The organism is Embleya sp. NPDC127516 (assembly GCF_044765325.1).
Classification (GTDB): domain Bacteria; phylum Actinomycetota; class Actinomycetes; order Streptomycetales; family Streptomycetaceae; genus Embleya.
Genome location: NZ_JBIWJT010000017.1, coordinates 165,610 through 185,179, shown reverse-complemented (window position 1 = coordinate 185,179; position 19,570 = coordinate 165,610). Strand labels below are relative to the sequence as shown.

Here is a 19,570-nt window from a genome sequence, read left to right as displayed (position 1 = left end):
AGACTTCGGATCAGCACCAAGACTTCGCAGGCGCGGGCAGGTCAGGGCCGGCCGGCAGGTGCTCGGTGGTGTTCGCCTTCGCCGGCAGGGGCGATGCCACCGGCCAGGGCGAACAGTTCCCCGACGATCGGTGCGTCGACTCCGGTCACCGGGAAACAGACACCGCGATGTCGAACGCGGGTCCCGGCACGCAACAGCAGGTTCAACCCGGCGCAGTCGCGGAACCGGATCCGGCCGAGGTCGACCACGATCCGATGGCCCCGGTCGGGGCGCCGACGCGGCCCCGGCCACGCTCAGCGCTTCGTGTCGCGTGGCAGCAGCCACCACGCCACGGCCGCGGTCACGGCCAGGAGCACCGCCTCGGCCAGCACGCCCGTACGCATGCCGGACAACGAGAAGCCACTGCCGTCGGACCTTGTGGCCAGCGACCCGAACAGGGCCACCGCCAGCGCGCCGCCGGTCTGCCGCAGCGCGTTCAGCAGCCCGGACGCCGCTCCGACACGCTCGCCGGGCACGCTGTCCATGAGTTGGGCGGTGAACGCCGGGACGGAGAGGGCACCGCCGATGCCCATCGGAACCAGCAGGACGATCACGAGCCAGATCGGCGTGTGCGCGTCGAGCGGCAGCATGGCCAGCATCGCGCCCGCCATGATGAGCTGCCCGGCCGCGATGACCGGCCGCCGCCCGATGCGTTCCGCCAGACGCGGCGACACCAGGTTGGTGGAGGTGATGACCGCCGCCATCGGCACGAACATCAGGCCGGCCTCGGTGCCCGACATGCCGCGCAGCTCCTGGTAGTACAGGCCGAGCAGGAAGATCCCGCCGTAGAACGCCGCGTTGATCACGAAACCGACGGTGAGTGGGATGACCACCAAACGCTGCCGCAGCATCTCCAGCGGGACCATCGGCGCGCGGTGCCACCGCTCGGCGAGGTGGAAGCCCACACCGCCCGCGACCGCGATCGCCAGGGCACTGAGCACTCCCGGCTGTGTCCAGCCCGCGTGGCCGCCCTCGATGACCGCGTACGCGACCCCCGCCAGCGCCACTATCGCGGTCGCCTGGCCCATCAGGTCGAGCGGCGCCGGCCGCTTCGGGGACGGCGCGATGCGAGTCAGCAGGACCAGAATCAGCACCCCGATCGGCAGGTTGAGCAGGAACACCGCCCGCCAGCCCGGGCCTTCCGTCAGCACCCCGCCCAGCACCGGGCCGGCGGCCATCGCCACCGAGCCGCCCACGGTCCACAACGCGATCGCGCGGGCCCGTTGCCGGGGCTCGTCATAGGTTTGCCGGATCAACGCGAGCGATGCCGGAATCACGATCGCCGCCGCGGCGCCCTGCGCGACGCGCGCCCCGATGAGCGTGCCGATTCCGGGAGCCAGCGCGCAGGCGAGCGACGCCAGGGTGAACAGCGTCACGCCCCAGGCGTAGGCACGTCGCGCACCGGTCCGGTCGGCGAGCGCGCCCGCCGACAACATCAGGGCCGCGAGCATGAGCGTGTACGCGTCGACGACCCACTGCAGCCCGGTCATCCCGCTGTGCAGTGACGAGCGGATCGACGGCAGCGCGATGTTCACCGCGGACACGTCGATCGAGATCACGGTGAATCCGAGCAGCGCGGCGACCAACGCGAATGGCGACGGCCGCTGCTCCGCGCCGACGTCGGACGAGGCGCGGGCGGATCTCGCGGCGGACGGGTCGGCCGTCGGCTCGGCGCGGGTGTGCTGGTCACCGGTGTCGGTGAGCGTGCTGGTCGACATGCGCGGGGCCTCCGTCGGTGGTGCCGTGGGACTGGATCGTGCGGGCGGTCCGGCCTCCGGGTCCGCGGCCCGGTGTCGCGCACCCCCTGGGATCCCCGAAGACGGGCCGCCCGCAACGAGCACAACTCTCCCGGCCCCGGGCGAACAGTGGCAGGACGCGTTTCACCGGGGCGGGGCGTTCCGGGGAGTGACACGGCCCCCCACCTCCGAACGCCACCTGAGACAATGGTTCGATGGCTGAGGTCACCGAGCTGGGCAGGTACTTGCGGGCGAGGCGTGCACTCGTGCGCCCCCAGGATGTCGGGCTGCCCGCGGGCAATGGGCTGCGGCGCACCCCCGGGCTGCGCCGTGAGGAGTTGGCGACGCTGTCCGGCGTGAGCGTCGACTACTACACACGGCTCGAACGCGGGCGCGAGAGCAACCCGTCGCCGGCCGTCATCGACGCCGTGGCCCGCGCCCTCGGGTTGTGCGGCGACGCGCACGCGCGCCTCCACGAACTGGCCGACCTCGCGGCGGGCCGGGCCTCCGATATCCCGGGGGCCACGGACCGCACGGTGCGTGATTCGGTACTGCGCGTGCTGGAGGCGGTGCGCCCGCTCCCGGCGTACGTCGTCAACCGGTTCAACTACGTGTTGGCCGCGAATCCGCCCGGGCGGCGCCTCACCCCCGGACTGTGGGACCTCCCCCCGGAGCAGCGCAACATCACGCGCTACCTTTTCCTGCACCCCACCGGCCGAACGCTGTACCAGCCGTGGGAGGAGACCGTCGCGGCGTCCGTCGCGCACTTGCGCGCGGTGGCCGGCGCCGACCCCGATTCGCCGCAACTCGCCGCCCTGGTCGGCGAGCTCCTGCTCAAGTCGACGGATTTCGCACGGCTTTGGGAACGCTACGAGGTCTTCGAGCGCGGCGGTGGCCGCAAGACGTTCGATCATCCCAAGGTCGGCCTCATGACCTTGACCTTCGAGGTGATGCAGTTGTCGCGCACCGGCGGACTGCGGATGGTCGTCTACAACGCCGAGCCGGGCACGGCGGACGAGGCGGCGATGCTGCGCCTCGAATCGGCATCCGGTACCCGTACGCCGGAGGCTCCTGCGTCCGACGCCGCATCGTCCGACACCTCGCCGTCCGACGCCTCCACTTCGGACGCCTCCGTGTCGTCCTGCGCGAACGCGTAGGTCGCGGCACCGGCGCCGCCGAGAAGTACTGGTGTTCGACGGCGCGGCGACCGGCGCGGCGTGGAACCCGGTTCCGGCGCGGGCCGGTTCGGCCGAGTGCGACGGGATGCGCCGGACGACGTCGTTCACCGTTTCCGCCGCGCACGCGACTGCGCACCGTCGGCCGCGGCGGTGACCAGTCCGTGCCACAGCAGGCGTCCGGGGTGCCGCCAGTTCGGGAACGCCGACCGGAAACGGGCTCCGGCCGGCGCACCGGGCACTGCGATCTCGTGTCAGCTCAGATGCCGGGCGAAGAACCTCGGCGAGCTGTCTACTTCGAACGACGGCACATCCCCGTGCCTGCCGGGGTTGGCGTGCAGCGTCTTCTCGGCCGAGGCCAGGGCGTCGAACAACGCCAGGCTCTGGTCCCGCGGCGGCCGCTCGACACGCCAAGGTGCCGGTCCCGCCCGCCGACCGGGGCACCCGGAGGTTCGTCGCCGACGCCTGCGAGCAGCGGTTCCTCTGCGCCGCCGAGCCTGACTGGGACGACGTCGCCGCCGCGCATCGGCACCTCGGCCTCGGCCTCGGCCGTCGTCTCCTCCCGTTGGTTCGGCGGAACCGCGTGTGCACGGCCGGATGGCGGTCGAACGTTCAGCGGACAGTCGGCCGGAGCACCCAAGCCTCGCGGATCATTCGGCGAGGGTCGGGGCAGCGCGGGACCAGCGGTGCTCGTCGAGTTCGCGGGCGATGAAGCGGGCGAGGTCGGTGCGCGTCACCTTCCGGCCGCCCTTGGGGTTGCTCGCGTCGAGGACGCGGTAGTTGCCGGTGGGGGGTTCGTCCTGCAACCGGGCGGGGCGAACGAAGGTCCAGTCGACGGCACTTCGGCGGACGATCGTTTCCATCAACCGCATGTCGTCGTACAGCTCCCGAACCAGCGGTGTGACGAGGTTGCGGTACCACCAGGGGAAGTTGGGGTCGCGGTGGTGGACTCCGCCCGAGGTGACCGCGATCAGCCGGGGTACGCCGGCGCCTTCCATCGCGGACACCAGGGTCCGCGCCGCGTCGGAGTAGAGCCGGTGTGCGTGCCGCCCCGGCGGGCCGATCGCGGAGACCACGACGTCGTGGCCCTCGACGGCGGAGCGTACGCCGGCGGCGTCGCGCACGTCGGCCCGCACGACGTTCGACTTCCCCGTGCCGGGCGAGTCCTCCGCGGTCGGGGGTTGCCACCGGGCCGGCTCGCGCACCGCGGCGGTGACGTCGTGGCCCAAGCGCAGGGCCTCCCGGACGACGAGCTGCCCGGTACGGCCGTTGGCTCCGAAGACGATGACGTTGCTCATGACGGGGCTCCTCACATGGTCGATGGTCTGATGCGGGTCACTCGTCGGGTGCACGAATGCACGGGTCCACGAGTGCACAGGTGCACGGGTCTGCGGGTCTGCGGGTCTGCGGGTCTGCGGGTCTGCGGGTCTGCGGGTCCGCGGGGCCACGGGTCCACGGCCACGGGGCCACGGGTCCACAAGTGCGACCGAATTACCGGCCGGCCCGAGACAACCCGGGGCGCGGCCCGGTCGGTCCTTCGGCTACGAGGCACGGCTGCGGCCGCGGTCACGGTCACGGTCGCGGCCGCGGTCGCGGTCACGCGGCAGCAGGAGCACCAGGGCAGCGCCGACCAGGCAGGTCGCGGTGACCACGAGTGCGCCGATGACCAGGCCGTCCGCTCCCGGGTCGGGCGCACCGGGGTCGTGGGCGGCGAAGTACACGGTGCCCAGCACCGCGACGCCCAGGGCCGTGGAGAGTTGTTGGAGTGCGTTGAGGGCGCCCGACGCACTGCCCGTCTCGGCGGGTTCGGCTGCCGCCAGGATCGATTGGACCAAGGTGCCCGACACCAGTCCCACGCCCGAACCCACGACCAGGGTGGGTATCGACAGCGCCCAGGCCGGAGATCCCGACGCGGCCACCGCAGCCAGGCCGAGCGTGCCGAGCGCCTCGACCCCCAGCCCCACGTGCAGGAGCGAGCGGCCGAGCCGGACGGCCACCGCCGGGGCGACGAGTGAGGCGAGCCCGATGCCCACGGCGAGCGGAGACAGGGAGAGCGCGGTCTCCCACGCGGACCGGCCGAGAGCGAGTTGGAGGTGGAGGGAGAGGACGAGCAGCAGTCCGCCGAGGCCGGTGAAGAACGCGGCGGTGACCGCGAGGCCGCCGACGAACGCGGGTTTGCGCAGCAGGCTCGGCACCAGGACCGGCGAGCGGCTGGTGCCTTGACGTCGACCGAAGGCGATGAAGGCCACGATGCCAACGGCGATCTCCGCGAACGTCCACCACGGCCAACCCGCCTCCCGGCCCTGGATCAGCGGGTGGACCACGAGCGCGGACCCCATGGCGACCAGGAGGGCACCCGGCGGGTCGATCCGCACGAGCGGGTCCCCCGGGTCGGCCGGCATCCACCGCAGTGCCCCGACCACGGTCAGCACGCCGAGCGGAAGGTTGATCAGGAAGATCAGCCGCCAGTCGAGTCCGGCCGGGTCGAGGGCGATGAGCCCGCCCGCGAGGACGGGGCCGCCGACGCCCGCGAGCGCCATCACCGGTCCGAACGTCGCGAACGCGCGGCCGCGTTCGCGTTCGTCGAACGCCGCGCTCAGGACGCCGAATCCCTGCGGGATCATCAACGCGCCGAGCGCACCCTGCGCCACCCGAGCCGCGACCAGCACGGCCGGCGAAGGCGCCGTCGCACACACCGCGGAGGCCACCGTGAACCCGGCGGCGCCCAGGACGAACAGCCGCCGCCGACCCCACCGATCACCCAGCCGGCCGCCGACGATCAGCAGGACGCCGAAGGCGAGCGTGTACCCGGCGGTGAGCCACTGCATCATCGCCGCGCCGCCGCCCAGCCCGGCGCGGACCGATGGGGCTGCCACGTTCATCACGGTCGCGTCCAGCAGGTCCAGGGCTTGGGCGAGCAGCACCACCGCCAGGATCCGCCACCGATGCGGATGGGCCGTAAGCGGTGCCGCACGGGCAAGCGACGTCGAAGCGGGAACGGTCACGAGAGGTCTTCCCATCAGTCTTAACAAACACTGTTCGTCAAGCACTGTGCCTTAACGAACAGCATTCGTCAAGATAGGATGGCGCCATGCCGCAAGCCCGCTCCCGCTCTCGTCCCTCGAAATCCATGCTCGGCCTGGACGCCGTTCTGGCGGCCACCATGGCGCTGGTCGACGAGCTGGGCTGCGAAGCGGTGAGCCTGCGGCGCGTTGCCCAGGCCCTCGAGACCGGCCCCGCCTCGCTCTACGTCTATGTCCGCGATCGGCAGGAGTTGATGGCGCTCGTCCTCGACCACGCGGTGGCCGACGTGGTCGTGCCCGACGAGGGCGCTGGGGACTGGCGTACCCGCCTCGAACTGCTCGTCGGGCGCATCGTCGCCGCCCTGGCCGGCCACAACGACATCGCCTCCGTCGGCCTGCGGGACGCCCTCCCCGGCCCGCACGGCCTGCGCCTGACCGAGGAGACGGCGCGCCTGCTCCGCGCGGGCGGACTCGACGACGACGCCTGCTCCTGGGCCATCGACCTGCTCGGCCAGTACATCTACTCGACCGCCCTGGAGCACGCCGGCGACCCACAACCCCGGCGGGCCCCCACACAACCCTCGTCCGACGCCGACTCGACCGGGCCCGAGACGTTCACCACCCGACTCGACGCCACCTTCCGGGCATTGCCCGCCGAGCGTTATCCCACGCTGCGAGCCCTGGCGCCCAGGCTCACCGGCGGCGACCCGAACGCCAGGGCCGCATGGAAACTTCGCGTGATCATCGACGGCCTCCTCGCCCAACCCCCTCGCCGGCCCACAGCCCACCAAGACGACACCGCCGCACCCACGCCGACCTGACCGAGCGCCATTCGCACACCCAACTCCCCTTTCGACGGCACCACTTGCGGTGTACGCCGGACGAGCACCGCGGTGCGGCCCCGGGCGGAGAAGGGGATGGGCACTCCCGTACGAACCGGCCTGCGCCGTACGGCGCCGCCACTCCGTCGACGTCGCGGCCCGGATCACCGGCCCGAGCCGAGGACCGCCGCCCTCGTGCGAGGGCGGCGGCCTGCGGCGTCGCACCGGTCAGCCGGCCTGCCCGGTGGGCTTGGAGGCCAGGACGTCGGTGCGGCGGCCGAGAATGAAGGCGGGCACGTGCTCCAACACCTCGTCGATCGCGGCGCAACAACATCCCGACCTTCGCGGTCTACTCCGGTACGAAGGCATACGTCACGCACCTGTCCCGGTACCTGCGAGCCGATTTGCCGACCTCGTCGGCGAACTGGCCCTGAAATCAGGCGAGTTCTTCATTTGGTGGAACGACCACCGCGACCGGCGCCGCACTCACGGCGCCAAGTCCTACCACCGCCCCCTCGTCGGAGACCTCCACTTCTCCTACGAGTCCTTCCCCGCGCCCGGCGAAAGCGACCAGACCCTGTGGGTCTACAACGTCGACCCCGGCTCCGAAACCGCCCCTTCCCTCCCACTCCTCGGCAACTGGACGGCACCACAGCGGGACACGCTCCCCCGACCCGATCCGACCATCGCACCCGAGGCAACCCCGTGACGATGTCGCCGGACGGCACCGAACCGGAGTTCCGAACCGACCGGGCGTCGGCCCGTCAGTCCTCGCCCGCAGGCGCCTCACGCAGGTCCCGTCCGGTGGCCGCGAAGGCGAACCACATCTCCTCGTACCGGACGCCGTCGTGCGCCAGTTCGTCGGGAACGCGCACGGTGCCGCGCCGGTCGCGCGTCGCCGGCCGCACCGTGAGCGGGAACGCCCGCGCCTCGTCCGCCTCCCCGGGGTGCGCGCTCAGCACCCGAAACTCCCACGTCTGGGGACCGGCCGACGTCGGATCCGGCTCGTCGCGACACAGGATGTAGTGCTCGTGTCGGTGGTGGACGCGCGAGCGAGCCCGTATCGCCACGGGCCTTTCCGCGCCGGGCAGTTCGCTGCGGATGCGGCCGATCGCACGCCACGGCGCCTCGGGCCGGTGCAACCCGAGCCCGTCCGCGGCCAGTTCGCGGCGCAGCTCGGCGTACAGCGGTGCGATCGCGGTGAGCCCGTCGACGGCGTGTACGACGTCGCTGTCGCTGTCGCACCACATCATGCTGTGCTCCCAGCGCGCGATGCGCTCGCGCACCCACGGCTTCAGCACCGCGTCGATCCCGACGCCGAGCCGATCGCCGCGCTCCGCCCACTCCACGGCGAACAGCGCCCCGTCATACGCCTTGCGGAAGTCCTCGAGCAGCCCCATCGCATCCCCCTGCACGGTCCCAACCGTCGTAACCATGGCCGACGGTACGCGAACGCGCCCGGCCCGGGGCGACCCCGGCCGTGCGTCGCGCCGTCGGATCGTCAGACCTGTGTGGCGGTGCCGTCCTCCGCGACCCTGATCCGGGCCACGTAATCGGTTCCGCAATGGGGCCCGTTGGGATGGGTGGCCTCGGGGACCAGCGTGAGTCGCGCGGGTGGCGGGGAACCACCCGAGACGGTCGTCACCCGCACCAAGGCTTCGACGGGCCGTGCCGTCACTCGACTCCGACACGCCGTACTCCGGCGGGATCCTGGACCTGCGCGAGAGCGGCCCGACGGTGATCGAGCCGCCGCCCGGGCCGCTGGTCGGATCGGTCGGGGTCACCATCACCCGCACGCGCCTTGCTTCCGCCGGTGGGCCGAGGGCGTCGACCGGAAGAACGCCTTCGCGCAGACGCCGACCTGGGGGTGGGGCGCGCGGGACGAGGCCCTGCACGGTCGCGTGGTCGGCTCGGCGCGCGGGGTCCGGTGACCGGCCGGCAGGGCGCGAAAACCCTGGACGCAGCGACGATCAAGCTGCAAACATATGCCTCATGACACATATTCATGCAACGCATGAGGAGCGCGCGGCGTTGACGTGGCCCACCGGCTTCCGGGCGTACACCGGTCATGGCGGGCTGCGCGATCGGGGGGACGACATCTCGATCGTGGCGTCGGACCGGCCGGCCGTCAGCGCGGCGATGTTCACCCGGAGCCGCTTCGCGGGGCCGGCCGTGCTGCTCAGCCGCGCGCACGCCGCCGGGCAACACCTCCGGGCTCTCTGCACGTTGGCGAAGAACGCCAACGTCGCCACCGGGCGCCAGGGCGAGGAGAACGCCGCCGAGGTCGTCCATCGGGTCGCCGGGATTCTCGACATCCCGGAGAACGAAGTGCTCATCGGCTCCACCGGGGTCATCGGACGCCCGCTGCCGATGGACACCATCCGCACCCACCTCGACGAGACCGCGCAGCGCGGTCCGGCGGCCTTCGAGGCGGGACCGCTGGAGGTGGCTCGCGCGATGATGACCACCGACACGCGGCCGAAGACGGCCGTACGGACCGTCGGTCCGGCCCGCATCGTCGGTGTGGCCAAGGGCGTCGGCATGCTGGAACCCGACATGGCCACCATGCTCGCCTACCTGTTCACCGACGCGGCCCTTTCCCCGGCCGATCTGGACACCGCGCTTCGCGGTGCCGTGGAGACGACCTTCAACTGTCTGAGCGTGGACACCGACACCTCCACCTCCGACACCGTGGCCGTGATCGCCAACGGCGCGGCCGGCCCGGTCGACTTCGCGGCGTTCTCCCTCGCACTCGCCGACCTGTGTCTGGACCTGACCACGCAACTGGCGGGCGACGGCGAAGGCGCGACCAAGCTTCTGCGCGTCACCGTCGGCCGGGCCGGGGACTACGAGCAGGCCAAGCGCGTCGCGAAGACCGTGGTGAACTCGCCCCTGGTCAAGACCGCGGTCCACGGAGCCGACCCGAACTGGGGCAGGGTCGTCATGGCCATCGGCAAGAACACCGACGACACGGACATCGACCCGAACAAGGTGACCGTGCGGTTCGGCGCGATCGAGGTCTACCCCAGGGAGCCCGAACCGGACACCCTCGACCAACTCGTCGACATCATGGGGCGGGACGAGGTCGACTCACCATCACCCTCGGCCTCGGTGACGCCACCGCCACCGTCTACGGCTGCGACCTCTCCGAGGGCTACATCCGCGTCAACGCGGACTACACCTCATGACGGCCGCCGATCGCGGACAAGCGGCCCCTGGCGATGGCCGCCACCCACGGTTCCACCGAACGGCGGACCGACCTGTTCGACCGCCGGCACGACAGTCTCCGCCACCGCGAAACCGCTCCCGGTCCGAGCTCAAGCCAACGGCTCGGTGCGTCGAGATCTCACCACGGACGACCTGCTCGCGGTAGCCGCGGGCCTGTGCATCGCGGGAGGCGGCGCCGACCAGGGCCGCCGCCTGCTGCACCTCGCACGCCGAGGCATCCAAGAACCGGCGAACACAACCGAGATCCTCTGCCCCACTGCCCGCAGGGCGGCACGACCGGTCCGGACCGACACCCCTCGGCGCACCCCCGCACACGGGGACGCTCAATCCTGCTCCACGCCCTCGCCGCGGCTGGGCGATGACTTTTGTACAAGACCGACGGCCGGTGGCCCACTCATCATCGCCGCATGAGTGAGTACGACGTCGAGCACAGTTCACACGGCATGCACGTGATCCGCGACGGCCCGCGGCAGGCGCCGCCGGTGTTGCTCATCCACGGATCGGGGGCCGCAAGCGCCTCGTGGCGCCCCTTGGTCCCGGCGCTCGCCGCCCACCACCACGTCATCCGGGTCGACCTCCCCGGATGCGGCCGGTCCCCGTCCGCGACGTCCTACCGGGTCCCCGTACAGGCGGGCAGGATCGCGGCGCTGCTCGACGACCTCCAACTGGGCTCCGTCACCGTGGTCGGGCACTCCAGCGGCGGCTACGCGGCCACCGCGCTCGCGGAGCAGCGCCCCGACCTGGTGGGCTCGCTCGCACTGATCAGCACCGGACCGAGTCTCGACGCGCTGCTTCCGCAACCGGTCGTCCTACGGGTCCTGCTGGGCCCGCCGTTCGGGCCGCTCCTGTGGTCGCGACGTTCGGACGCCATGATCCGCAAGGGGATCAACGCGACGGCCGCCCGCCCCGTGGACATCCCGGACGGTGTGGTCGCCGAGCTGCGAGGCACCACGTACGGCGCCTTCAGGGCCGTGATGCGCGAGAACACCACGTACGTCGCCGAGCGGAGCGTGCCCGAGCGTCTCGCCTCCCTCGGGGTTCCCGTGCTGGTGGTCTTCGGCGCCGCCGATCCCCGCTGGGATCCGGCCTCGGCGCGCCGGTACGAGACGGTGCCGGGCGCGCGGGTCGAACTCCTGCCGGACGTGGGGCACATACCCCTGTGGGAGGCGTCCGAGAGGACCGCGCAGCTGCTGCTGGAGTTCGCGGCACGAGGCACCGGCACCCCGCCGGTGCGGCCCCGACAGTCTTGAGCTCGGCGCGTCGGCGGAACTCGGCAGGATGATCGACGACATCGCCTGGCCGGATGCATCGCCGACCCGGCCGGGGCCGGGCATCGGGAGGCCACGACACTCTCCCGATGCCCGAAGGTGCCGAACGCTCGGACTCGGCGCGATTGGTCAGCGCGGGTTCACCGGTGCCTGCAACTCCGTCACCCAGTCGTCACGGTTGTCCGGGCACTCGAGGTTGACCTCGCGGGGGTATGCGGTCGACCGGTAGCCGTTGGCGTCGATCCAGCGGGCGAGGGTCTGCGCGGTGGGGAGCACGGCGTCCATCGAACCGTGGTGCACGATGGTCGCGGCCTGGTCGAGGGATGGCAGGTCCAGGACGCGGAAGGCGCCGTCCTGGAGAGGAGCGGAGACCTGAACGGCGGCGTGGACGCTGATTCTGCCGCCGCCCTCCGGGGCGTCCTCGTAGTAGGCGACACCGGGGCCCGTGACGGCTATGCCCGCCGAGCCCAGGTACCGGAACAGCTCTTCGTAGAGCGGCCCGACGACCGGCCCGATGTCCTCGGGCTCGAAACTCGCGGCGGTCGCGGTCAGCTCCGCCACCCGGACGGTGGGAACGCTCTTGATGACAACGTCGTTCGTGGGCATGTGCCCCTCGCTCTCGATCGCTCGGAGCCTCGCCTCGACGTGGACCAGCCGTGCTCCTGCGGCAGCCATGGCGGCCTCCAGTTCGGCCCGCCGCAACCGCAGCATGCCGCGCAGTTCCTCGACGCCGACCTTCTCGTCCACGATGCCCCGGACCTGCTGGAGGGTGAATCCGAGGTCCTTGAGCGCGATGATCCGGTTGAGGCGGGCGAGTTGACCGGCGGTGTAGTGGCGATAGCCGCTGGCAGGGTCGACGTGAGCCGGGCGCAGCAGGCCGGTCGCGTCGTAGTGACGCAGCATCCGGACCGAGACGCGGCCGTGCCGGGCGAAGTCTCCGATGGTGAACATGATGTCTCCAAGCCGACCGCCTGACACGGTGTGAGGGTCAAGAAGCTACCCCGCGGCCGAGGGACGGCGAGAGCGCGGGGAGCTTCATCGACGCGGCTCCGTGAAGTCACCGACAGGGGAGCCGGCGCTGTCCATCGCGGTGCAGCCGGAGTTCGAGGCGGTCGAGGTGGCGCGGACGTGCGGCAGGACCGTGTGGAAGCCGTTGGCGAAAGAGATCAAGATGGCAACCCACCGTGACTGATGGGTTGCGCATACGGGTACACGCTCCTCGTCCGGCGACCGGGAGCGCGTCCGGTACAGGTGCGGCCCGGCCGTGTTTCCACGCGCAGGGAGAACGCCTTGACCTTCGCATCCGACCCCCAATCGCCCACGCCCACACCGACGCCGGGACATCGCCAACCCCCCGCGCCCACCGGCTACTTCGAGACTCGGGCGGCCCCACCCGGCGAGCCCCCGCGATTCGCTGCGCCGCCGACCCACCCCGGCGAGCCGGCGCTCGCGCGACCCGCCGGCACACCGGACGAACCGTATGGCGAGCACCTCACGCGCCCGACACCGGACGACCGCGTCGAGGCAAACTCCGACAACCCGGCCGAGACATTGCTGCGTTTGGCGACCACCCATCGCACCGTCCCCGAGGTCGCACGGATGATCGCGATCCTGAAGGACTGCTCCGGATTGGCCGCCGACGACGCCCTGCGCGAAGCCGCGCTGACACGACCGGTGAGCGAACTCGTGCTCCTGGCGAACCTGCTGAGCAATCCCACCCACGCCAGACAAGGCCGGCGCCCCGCCGAGCAACCCGACCCACGCGATGCGCGCATGCCGGTCGGCCCGACGCACACCGGCGCGTACCCACCCCCACCGCCGGCGTTCATCGCCGAGAAGTCACCGGTGGGAGCGCCGTCGAGGGTCGCGGAAAAGGGGGCGGGGGCTGGTCTGCGGTGGGCCACCGCGGTGGGCCTGGCGGTATCCGGGCTGGCGCTGGGCAGCGCGATTCCCGCGAGTGTCCGCACGCCCCCGTACGCAGCGGGGTGGTTCGCGCTGCTGGGCCTGACAACCCTGTTCCTCGCCGGGATCACGGCCGTACGCGCCGGTCGCGGCATGCGCCTGGCGGCGTTGGCGGCGGGGTGCGCGACGATCGCCACCGCGCTCGTACCGCCGCTGCTCGCCGACTCGGGTGCGGCGTTCGAGGCGTGGGGTCCCGTCGCCCTGGGCGCGGGCACACTCACCGCGTTGTGCGCCGCCGCGTTCCTCACCCGATCCACCGCGCCGCCCGACCCCGGTGACCCGCACCGGGAGATCGACTTCGAGCCCTGGGAGGCCACGATGCTCGAGCACCGCCCGGCGAGCACCACCCGCATGTTCGGCTGAACCCGAACCCTGGCCGACCGGTCGTTCGACACCCATTTCACCACCATTGAGAACCGGAACCGGAACCGGCACCGGAACCGGGCGCGGAGCCGGGGCTGGGACCGGACGGCGCGAACCGGCCGAGATCAGCCGTCCGTCGGCTTGACGATGGCCATCCCGGCCGCCGGGAGGTGGCACCGCCCCGGGGGGATCCGTGGGTTCGGGTTCGGCGGTACGCGGGAGCGGGCCGCGTGGTGGCGCGGCGCTGTCGGAGCCACCCCTGGGCGGTGGGGCGAGTCACGATGTCACCCACGTCGACGCCGTCCGGCTCGGCAAGACCGACCCTCGGCCGCGCCGCCGGAGCGCGAACCGAACCCGGGCCGTGCCTGACGCATGCCGCGTGATGTCGACGGCTCACCGCGAGCGCTGTCGGAAGATCTCGATTCGATCCCGGCAGCGCGGGTAGCTCTGACTCCCGCGACCGGTTCGGAGGCACCCGACCCTCGGCACGCGGCCGTGGGGGTTCCGCCGGTTCGAGCCCGGTCGGCACCCGCGAACCCTGGTACCCGGAGGAAAAATGGCAAAGCCCAAGTCCAAGCGCGCGAGCCGCAAGCCCGACCCCGCCGGCGTGATCCCCGGCCGTCCCGGCAGCGAGCACGCCCCGCTGGAGGAGCCCACGCGGCCGCGCGAACCGCTCCCGCCGAAGCCTGATCAGAGCGGCCCGGACCCGGTGAGCCCGACCGGGCAGCCCACCGGCACCGACCAGGCGGCGGTGGCGCAGGGCGGCGCCTACCTGACCACCGCCCAGGGCTTGCGTCTGCCGGACACCGACCACTCGCTCAAGGCGGGACCGCGCGGGCCGGTCCTGCTCCAGGACCACCATCTGCGTGAGAAGATCACCCATTTCGACCACGAGCGCATCCCCGAGCGGGTCGTGCACGCCCGGGGCGCGGCGGCCCACGGTGTCTTCGTCGGCTACGGCAGCGCGGCGGGCGTGAGCAAGGCGGCGTTCCTCGGCAAGGACGTCGAGACGCCGGTGTTCGTGCGCTTCTCCACCGTGCTGGGATCGCGGGGATCGGCCGACACGGTGCGGGACACCCGCGGGTTCGCCACCAAGTTCTACACCGCCGAGGGCGTCTTCGACCTGGTCGGCAACAACATCCCGGTGTTCTTCATCCAGGACGCGATCAAGTTCCCGGACATCATCCACGCCGGGAAACCGCACCCCGACCGCGAGATCCCGCAGGCGCAGAGCGCGCACGACACCTTCTGGGACTTCGTCTCGCTGCACACCGAGGCCACCCACCACACCATCTGGAACATGTCGGACCGCGCGATCCCGCGCTCGTTCCGCACGATGGAGGGCTTCGGGATCCACACCTTCCGGCTCGTGGCCGCCGACGGCACCACCACACTGGTGAAGTTCCACTGGAAGCCGAAGGCGGGCGTGCACTCGCTGGTATGGGAGGAAGCACAGATCATCAGCGGCATGGACCCCGACTTCCACCGCCGCGACCTCGCCGACGCGATCGAGGCCGGGGCGTTCCCGCAGTGGGAACTGGGCATCCAAACCTTCCCGGACACCGCCGACCAGACCTTCGAGGGCATCGACCTCCTCGACCCCACCAAGATCGTTCCCGAGGAACTCGCCCCCGTACAGCCGATCGGCCTGCTCACGCTCAACGCCAACCCGAGCAATTACTTCGCCGAGACCGAACAGGTCGCCTTCCACCCCGGCCACCTGGTCCCCGGCATCGACATCACCGACGACCCACTGCTGGCGGGCCGACTGTTCTCCTACCTCGACACGCAGATCAGCCGACTCGGCGGCCCCAACTTCGCGCAGATCCCCATCAACCGCCCACACGCGCCGGTCAACGACATGCTCCGGGACGGCCTGCACCAGGACGCCGTGCACAGCGGCGTGGCCCCCTACCGACCGAACTCGCTCGATGGCGGCTGCCCCTTCACCGCCGGGGCCGACCACGGCGGGTACGTCGAGGTACCGGTCCCCCTCCCGCCCGCGGCCAAGGTACGCGAGGCCCCGGCCTCCTTCGCGGACCACACGAGCCAACCCCGACTGTTCTGGCTCAGCCTGACCCCCATCGAGCGCGAACACGTCATCGCCGCCTACACGTTCGAACTCGGCAAGTGCCACGAACAGGCGATCAAGGAACGCACCCTGCGGGTCCTGGCCGACATCGACCCGTTGTTGTGCGCGCGCGTCGCCGAGGGCCTGGGGCTGCCGGCGCCCTCGCCCGCGGCCCCCCTGGCCTCGGTCGAACCGAGCCCCGCGCTGTCCCAGATCGGCGGGACGTGGCCGGTCACCGGCCGCGTGATCGGCATCGTCGCCGACCCCGCAGCCGACTTGGACGCCGTTCGCGAGGTGCGACGGGCGGTGTTCGACGCGGGCATGGTGCCGCTGGTCATCGCGCCCACCGGCGGCATGCTCGGGGCGGACGGCGACGCACCCGTCCCCGTGCAACGCACCTTCGCCACCGCGCGCTCGATCGAGTTCGACGCGATCCTGCTCGCCGGCTCACCGGCGCCGGGCAAGGACGCGTACGGGGCACGGGACGCCAAGGCAGGCAACGGGACGTCGCTGTCCGCCACCGATCCGCGGATCCTGCTCATGCTCGCCGAGGCATACCGCCACGCCAAGGCCATCGGTGGTTGGGCCGACAGCGAGGACTGCCTGGTCGCAGCCGGCATCCCGACCAACGCCCCCGGCGTGGTCGTCGCCGAGAACGCGTCCGCCGTGCTGTCCGAAATCACCGGCCTCCTCGGCACCCACCGGGTATGGGACCGCTTCCCCGCGGCGGACGCCGACACCGTCTGAGCCCCACCCAAACCCCCCTTCCCCGACGCGGGCCGATGGCGACGCGTCGGGGAAGCGGGGAAGGGACCTCGCTCGAAGCGCTGGTGACGTGCCCGGAGGGGCGGCCGCCTCGGCCGCGATCGGAGGCCCGCCCCCAGTCCCTCGCGGTCACAGCTCGCGCAGTGCCGCCAGGAGGTTGTCCCGCGCCCAGTCCAGGAACGCGTGCTGGGTCTCGCCACCGATCTGGATCAGCGCGACCTCGGTGAACCCGGCCTCTACGAATGGGCGAACCGCGTCCACGAACGCGTCCACGTCGTCACCGCAAGGGATCGACTCGGCGACGTCCTCCGGTCGCACGAACTGTGTCGCGCCCGCGAATCCCGCGGTGCCCGGAAGCTCGGAGTTGACCTTCCAGCCGCCCCCGAACCAGCGGAACTGCTCGTGTGCCCGCGCGATGGCGACACTCCGGTCGGGGTCGTAGCTCACCGGCAACTGGCCCACCCGGGGCTTCCCCGTGCCGCCGTGTCGGTCGAACTCGGTCAACAGCCCGCCCTCGGGCTCGGTCGCGATGACCAGGTCCGCCAGCCGACCCGCCAGGGCACAGCTCTGCCGTCCGGAGACCGCGATGCCGATCGGCGGCGGCCGATCCGGCAGGTCCCACAACTTGGCGGACTCGACGTCGAAGTGGGTGCCGTGATGGTCGACGTACCCGCCCGCGAACAGCGCCCGGATGATCTCCACCGCCTCGCCGAGCATCTCCTGGCGCACGTCCGCCGCCGGCCAGCCGCCGCCGACCACGTGCTCGTTCAGGTTCTCCCCGGAGCCGAGCCCGAGCCGGAACCGGCCGTCCGACAACAACTGCACGGTCGCGGCCTTCTGCGCCACCACCGCCGGGTGGTAGCGCATCGTCGGACAGGTCACGTACGTCATCAGCGGGATCCGCGAGGTGGCCTGCGCCGCCGCGCCCAGCACGCTCCACGCGTACGGCGCGTGGCCCTGCGCGTCCAACCACGGAAAGTAGTGGTCCGAGGTCACCGAGAAGTCGAACCCGGCCTCCTCCGCGTGCACCACGTGCGCGACCAGATCCTTGGGCCCGGCCTGCTCGGTCATCATCGTGTAGCCGATCTTCACCATGGAACCCGGGTGCCCGGACAAGCCGGTGGAAAACCGGACCATCGACACCGACAGCCGGCGCCCCGCTCGGGCCTTCGCGGGCGCATCCGTCTCCGCGTGCCCGCCAGGGACTGCGTCGTGACCGCACCCGGCGGCGCGGCGCCCCGACGCCGGCGGGTCAGCTCGTCGCCAGCCGTGGTGTGCGCGGCGGTGCGGTGCGGCGGTTTCCGGTGGCCTCGAAGGCCGCCGCGACGGCGAGCAGGGCGTTGTCGTCGTAGGCACGGCCCGCGAAGGTCAGCCCGACCGGCATGCCGATGTCGGCCATGGTGCCCATCGGCACGGTGACGGTCGGGATGCCCAGGTGTCGGGGCACCAGATTGCCGTTCGCGACCCACACGCCGTTGCGCCAGCCGAGGTCGGCGGACGCCTCGGAGACGTCCATGTCCGCCGGGCCCACGTCGGCGACGGCGGGGAACACCACCGCGTCCAGGCCCAGTTCGTCCATCCACAGCTCCAGGTCCACCCTGCGCGTCTCCTCGAGCCCGCGCAGCCCCTGCTCGAGGTGTGGCATCTCGGTGATCGACGCGTACGGACGCTCGCGCACGAACCGCGGATAGTCGCCGATCGTGTCGTCGAAACCGGCGTAGCGGTCCGGCAGTTCGCCGGAACGCCTGGGCCAGATCCGGTCGCCGTCGACGTCGGCCAGGCCGGCGAACGCCGGGTCGCCGTTCGCCCGCAGGAAGTCGTCCCACGCCCAGGCCGACAGGTCCTCGATCTCGACCGTGAGGAAGTCACGTCCGACCAGGCCCCGGGTCGGCAGGGAAGGCGCGCCCGGGCGGTCGGCCTCGTAGTTCGACACCACGGGGAAGTCGACCTCGACCACCTCGACGCCCGCTGTCTCCAGGTCGCGGCGGGCGGCCTCCCACAGGGCGATCACCGAGGCGCGCGTCTCGATGCGCTGTCCGGTCTGGCCGCCGATGCCCCCGTCCGGGTTCGTCCCGGCGTCGGGGTCGGCATTGATGTACATCTTCGGCACGCCGACGCGCTTGCCGGCGAGCGAGGCCCGTGCCGTCGTCGCGTCCGCGGGGGCCAGCGCCGGGTACGAGGCCGGGCGTACCTGTGACGGCGCGGGCAGCGGCACCCACGGCTGGGATCGCCAGAGGTCGCCGCGGGTGTCCGGGTCGTCGGCGACGATGACGTCGAGCAGCTCGAACAGGTCGGCCATGGTGCGGGTGTGCGGCACCACGACGTCCATGGTCGGCACCAGCGGCCAGTTCCCGCGCACCGAGATCACGCCGCGGCTGGGCGTGTACGCGCACAGCGCGTTGTTCGAGGCGGGCGCCCGGCCCGACGACCAGGTCTCCTCGCCGAGGCCGAACGCGCCGAACGACGCCGCCGTCGCGGTGCCCGAGCCGTTGGACGAGCCGGAGCCGAAGGCGCTGGTCAGCCAGTCGGCGCTGTACGGGCTTTCGGCGCGCCCGTACACGCCGCGCTGCATGCCGCCGTTCGCCATCGGCGGCATGTTGGTCAGGCCGATGAGCACCGCCCCGGCCGCGCGCAGCCGCTCGACGGCGAAGGCGTCCCGCTGGGCGACGAGGTGTTCGAACGCCGGTGAACCGGCCGCCGCCGTCAGGCCCTTCGCAAGGTAGCTGTCCTTGGCGGTGTACGGGACGCCGTCCAGCGGACCGAGCGTTTCGCCACGCGCGCGACGTGCGTCCGAGGCTTCGGCATCGGCGCGAGCGTCCGGGTTCATCACGACCATCGCGTTGAGCGCGGTGGCGGTGCCGGGCCGGTCGTAGGCCTCGATGCGCGCCAGATAGGCGTCGAGCAGCCCGACCGCAGTGACCTCGCCCTTCTCCAGCGCCGCGCGCAGGTCGGCGATGCTCGTCTCCACGACGTCGAATCCGCGCGTCATGCGGGGGTCCTCCTGGATGGTTCGGTCGAACGGGGCCACGGGCTCGGAACGGCGTCGCGGGGAACCGCCTCGAGTGGCGGGGCCTACGGGTCGATGCCACACCCCGAATCGCGCGGGCAGACCTCACGAC

At 71.9% G+C, this 19,570-nt stretch carries 14 protein-coding genes and 2 pseudogenes; 8 read left to right on the top strand and 8 right to left on the bottom strand.

What is annotated here, in order from left to right; all coding sequences use genetic code 11:
* Positions 1-293 precede the first annotated feature (293 nt).
* The gene (locus tag ACIRL2_RS30870; RefSeq protein ID WP_402236370.1) at positions 294-1,757 is read right to left on the bottom strand and encodes an MFS transporter; all 1,464 of its coding nucleotides are present in this window, start codon (positions 1,755-1,757) and stop codon (positions 294-296) included.
* A gap of 233 nt (positions 1,758-1,990) precedes the next feature.
* Here ACIRL2_RS30870 and ACIRL2_RS30865 point away from each other — a divergent pair, with 233 nt between their 5' ends.
* Positions 1,991-2,932, top strand: a complete 942-nt coding sequence (locus ACIRL2_RS30865; protein ID WP_402236368.1) for a helix-turn-helix domain-containing protein — start codon at positions 1,991-1,993, stop codon at positions 2,930-2,932.
* A 272-nt stretch (positions 2,933-3,204) separates the two neighbouring features.
* On the opposite strand, the pseudogene ACIRL2_RS30860 reads toward ACIRL2_RS30865, so the two are convergent.
* The 3 genes and pseudogenes from ACIRL2_RS30860 to ACIRL2_RS30850 all read right to left on the bottom strand — a co-directional run.
* A pseudogene (locus tag ACIRL2_RS30860) lies at positions 3,205-3,363 on the bottom strand (alpha/beta hydrolase); the annotation flags it as partial.
* Positions 3,364-3,600: 237 nt separating this feature from the next.
* On the bottom strand, positions 3,601-4,248 hold the full coding sequence (locus ACIRL2_RS30855; protein WP_395861288.1) for an NAD(P)-dependent oxidoreductase: 648 nt from the start codon (positions 4,246-4,248) through the stop codon (positions 3,601-3,603).
* Between the two features lie 243 nt (positions 4,249-4,491).
* Entirely contained in the window at positions 4,492-5,955 is a 1,464-nt protein-coding gene (locus ACIRL2_RS30850; protein ID WP_402236365.1) for an MFS transporter, read from the bottom strand.
* Positions 5,956-6,041: 86 nt separating this feature from the next.
* Between ACIRL2_RS30850 and ACIRL2_RS30845 the strand changes: the two genes are divergently transcribed.
* Both ACIRL2_RS30845 and ACIRL2_RS30840 read left to right on the top strand, forming a co-directional pair.
* Complete coding sequence (locus tag ACIRL2_RS30845; protein WP_402236364.1) at positions 6,042-6,794, top strand: TetR/AcrR family transcriptional regulator C-terminal domain-containing protein; 753 nt, start codon at positions 6,042-6,044, stop codon at positions 6,792-6,794.
* A gap of 283 nt (positions 6,795-7,077) precedes the next feature.
* Positions 7,078-7,503 (top strand): hypothetical protein, encoded by a 426-nt coding sequence (locus ACIRL2_RS30840; RefSeq protein WP_402236361.1) that lies wholly within the window; start codon positions 7,078-7,080, stop codon positions 7,501-7,503.
* A gap of 55 nt (positions 7,504-7,558) precedes the next feature.
* Here ACIRL2_RS30840 and ACIRL2_RS30835 read toward each other — a convergent pair whose 3' ends face one another.
* A complete protein-coding gene (locus ACIRL2_RS30835; RefSeq protein WP_395861281.1) occupies positions 7,559-8,194 on the bottom strand; it encodes a hypothetical protein in 636 nt (211 codons plus the stop codon).
* Between the two features lie 592 nt (positions 8,195-8,786).
* Here ACIRL2_RS30835 and argJ point away from each other — a divergent pair.
* A pseudogene (gene argJ / locus ACIRL2_RS30830) lies at positions 8,787-9,982 on the top strand (bifunctional glutamate N-acetyltransferase/amino-acid acetyltransferase ArgJ).
* Between the two features lie 447 nt (positions 9,983-10,429).
* Positions 10,430-11,272, top strand: a complete 843-nt coding sequence (locus ACIRL2_RS30825; RefSeq protein ID WP_395861271.1) for an alpha/beta fold hydrolase — start codon at positions 10,430-10,432, stop codon at positions 11,270-11,272.
* A gap of 147 nt (positions 11,273-11,419) precedes the next feature.
* Here ACIRL2_RS30825 and ACIRL2_RS30820 read toward each other — a convergent pair whose 3' ends face one another.
* Positions 11,420-12,241, bottom strand: coding sequence for a MerR family transcriptional regulator (locus ACIRL2_RS30820; protein WP_395861269.1), 822 nt, complete (start codon positions 12,239-12,241; stop codon positions 11,420-11,422).
* 100 nt (positions 12,242-12,341) lie between these two features.
* Between ACIRL2_RS30820 and ACIRL2_RS30815 the strand changes: the two genes are divergently transcribed.
* The 3 genes from ACIRL2_RS30815 to ACIRL2_RS30805 all read left to right on the top strand — a co-directional run bounded on the left by ACIRL2_RS30815 (position 12,342) and on the right by ACIRL2_RS30805 (position 16,433).
* Positions 12,342-12,482 (top strand): hypothetical protein, encoded by a 141-nt coding sequence (locus ACIRL2_RS30815; RefSeq protein ID WP_402236358.1) that lies wholly within the window; start codon positions 12,342-12,344, stop codon positions 12,480-12,482.
* 98 nt (positions 12,483-12,580) lie between these two features.
* Positions 12,581-13,615 carry a hypothetical protein gene (locus ACIRL2_RS30810; protein ID WP_402236356.1) on the top strand — a complete coding sequence of 345 codons (1,035 nt, stop codon included), beginning with the start codon at positions 12,581-12,583 and terminating at the stop codon, positions 13,613-13,615.
* 556 nt (positions 13,616-14,171) lie between these two features.
* Complete coding sequence (locus ACIRL2_RS30805) at positions 14,172-16,433, top strand: catalase (protein WP_402236354.1); 2,262 nt, start codon at positions 14,172-14,174, stop codon at positions 16,431-16,433.
* Between the two features lie 147 nt (positions 16,434-16,580).
* Here ACIRL2_RS30805 and ACIRL2_RS30800 read toward each other — a convergent pair whose 3' ends face one another.
* Complete coding sequence (locus ACIRL2_RS30800; protein WP_395861263.1) at positions 16,581-17,546, bottom strand: LLM class F420-dependent oxidoreductase; 966 nt, start codon at positions 17,544-17,546, stop codon at positions 16,581-16,583.
* Positions 17,547-17,703: 157 nt separating this feature from the next.
* Positions 17,704-19,440, bottom strand: a complete 1,737-nt coding sequence (locus tag ACIRL2_RS30795; protein ID WP_402236350.1) for an amidase — start codon at positions 19,438-19,440, stop codon at positions 17,704-17,706.
* Positions 19,441-19,570 lie beyond the last annotated feature (130 nt).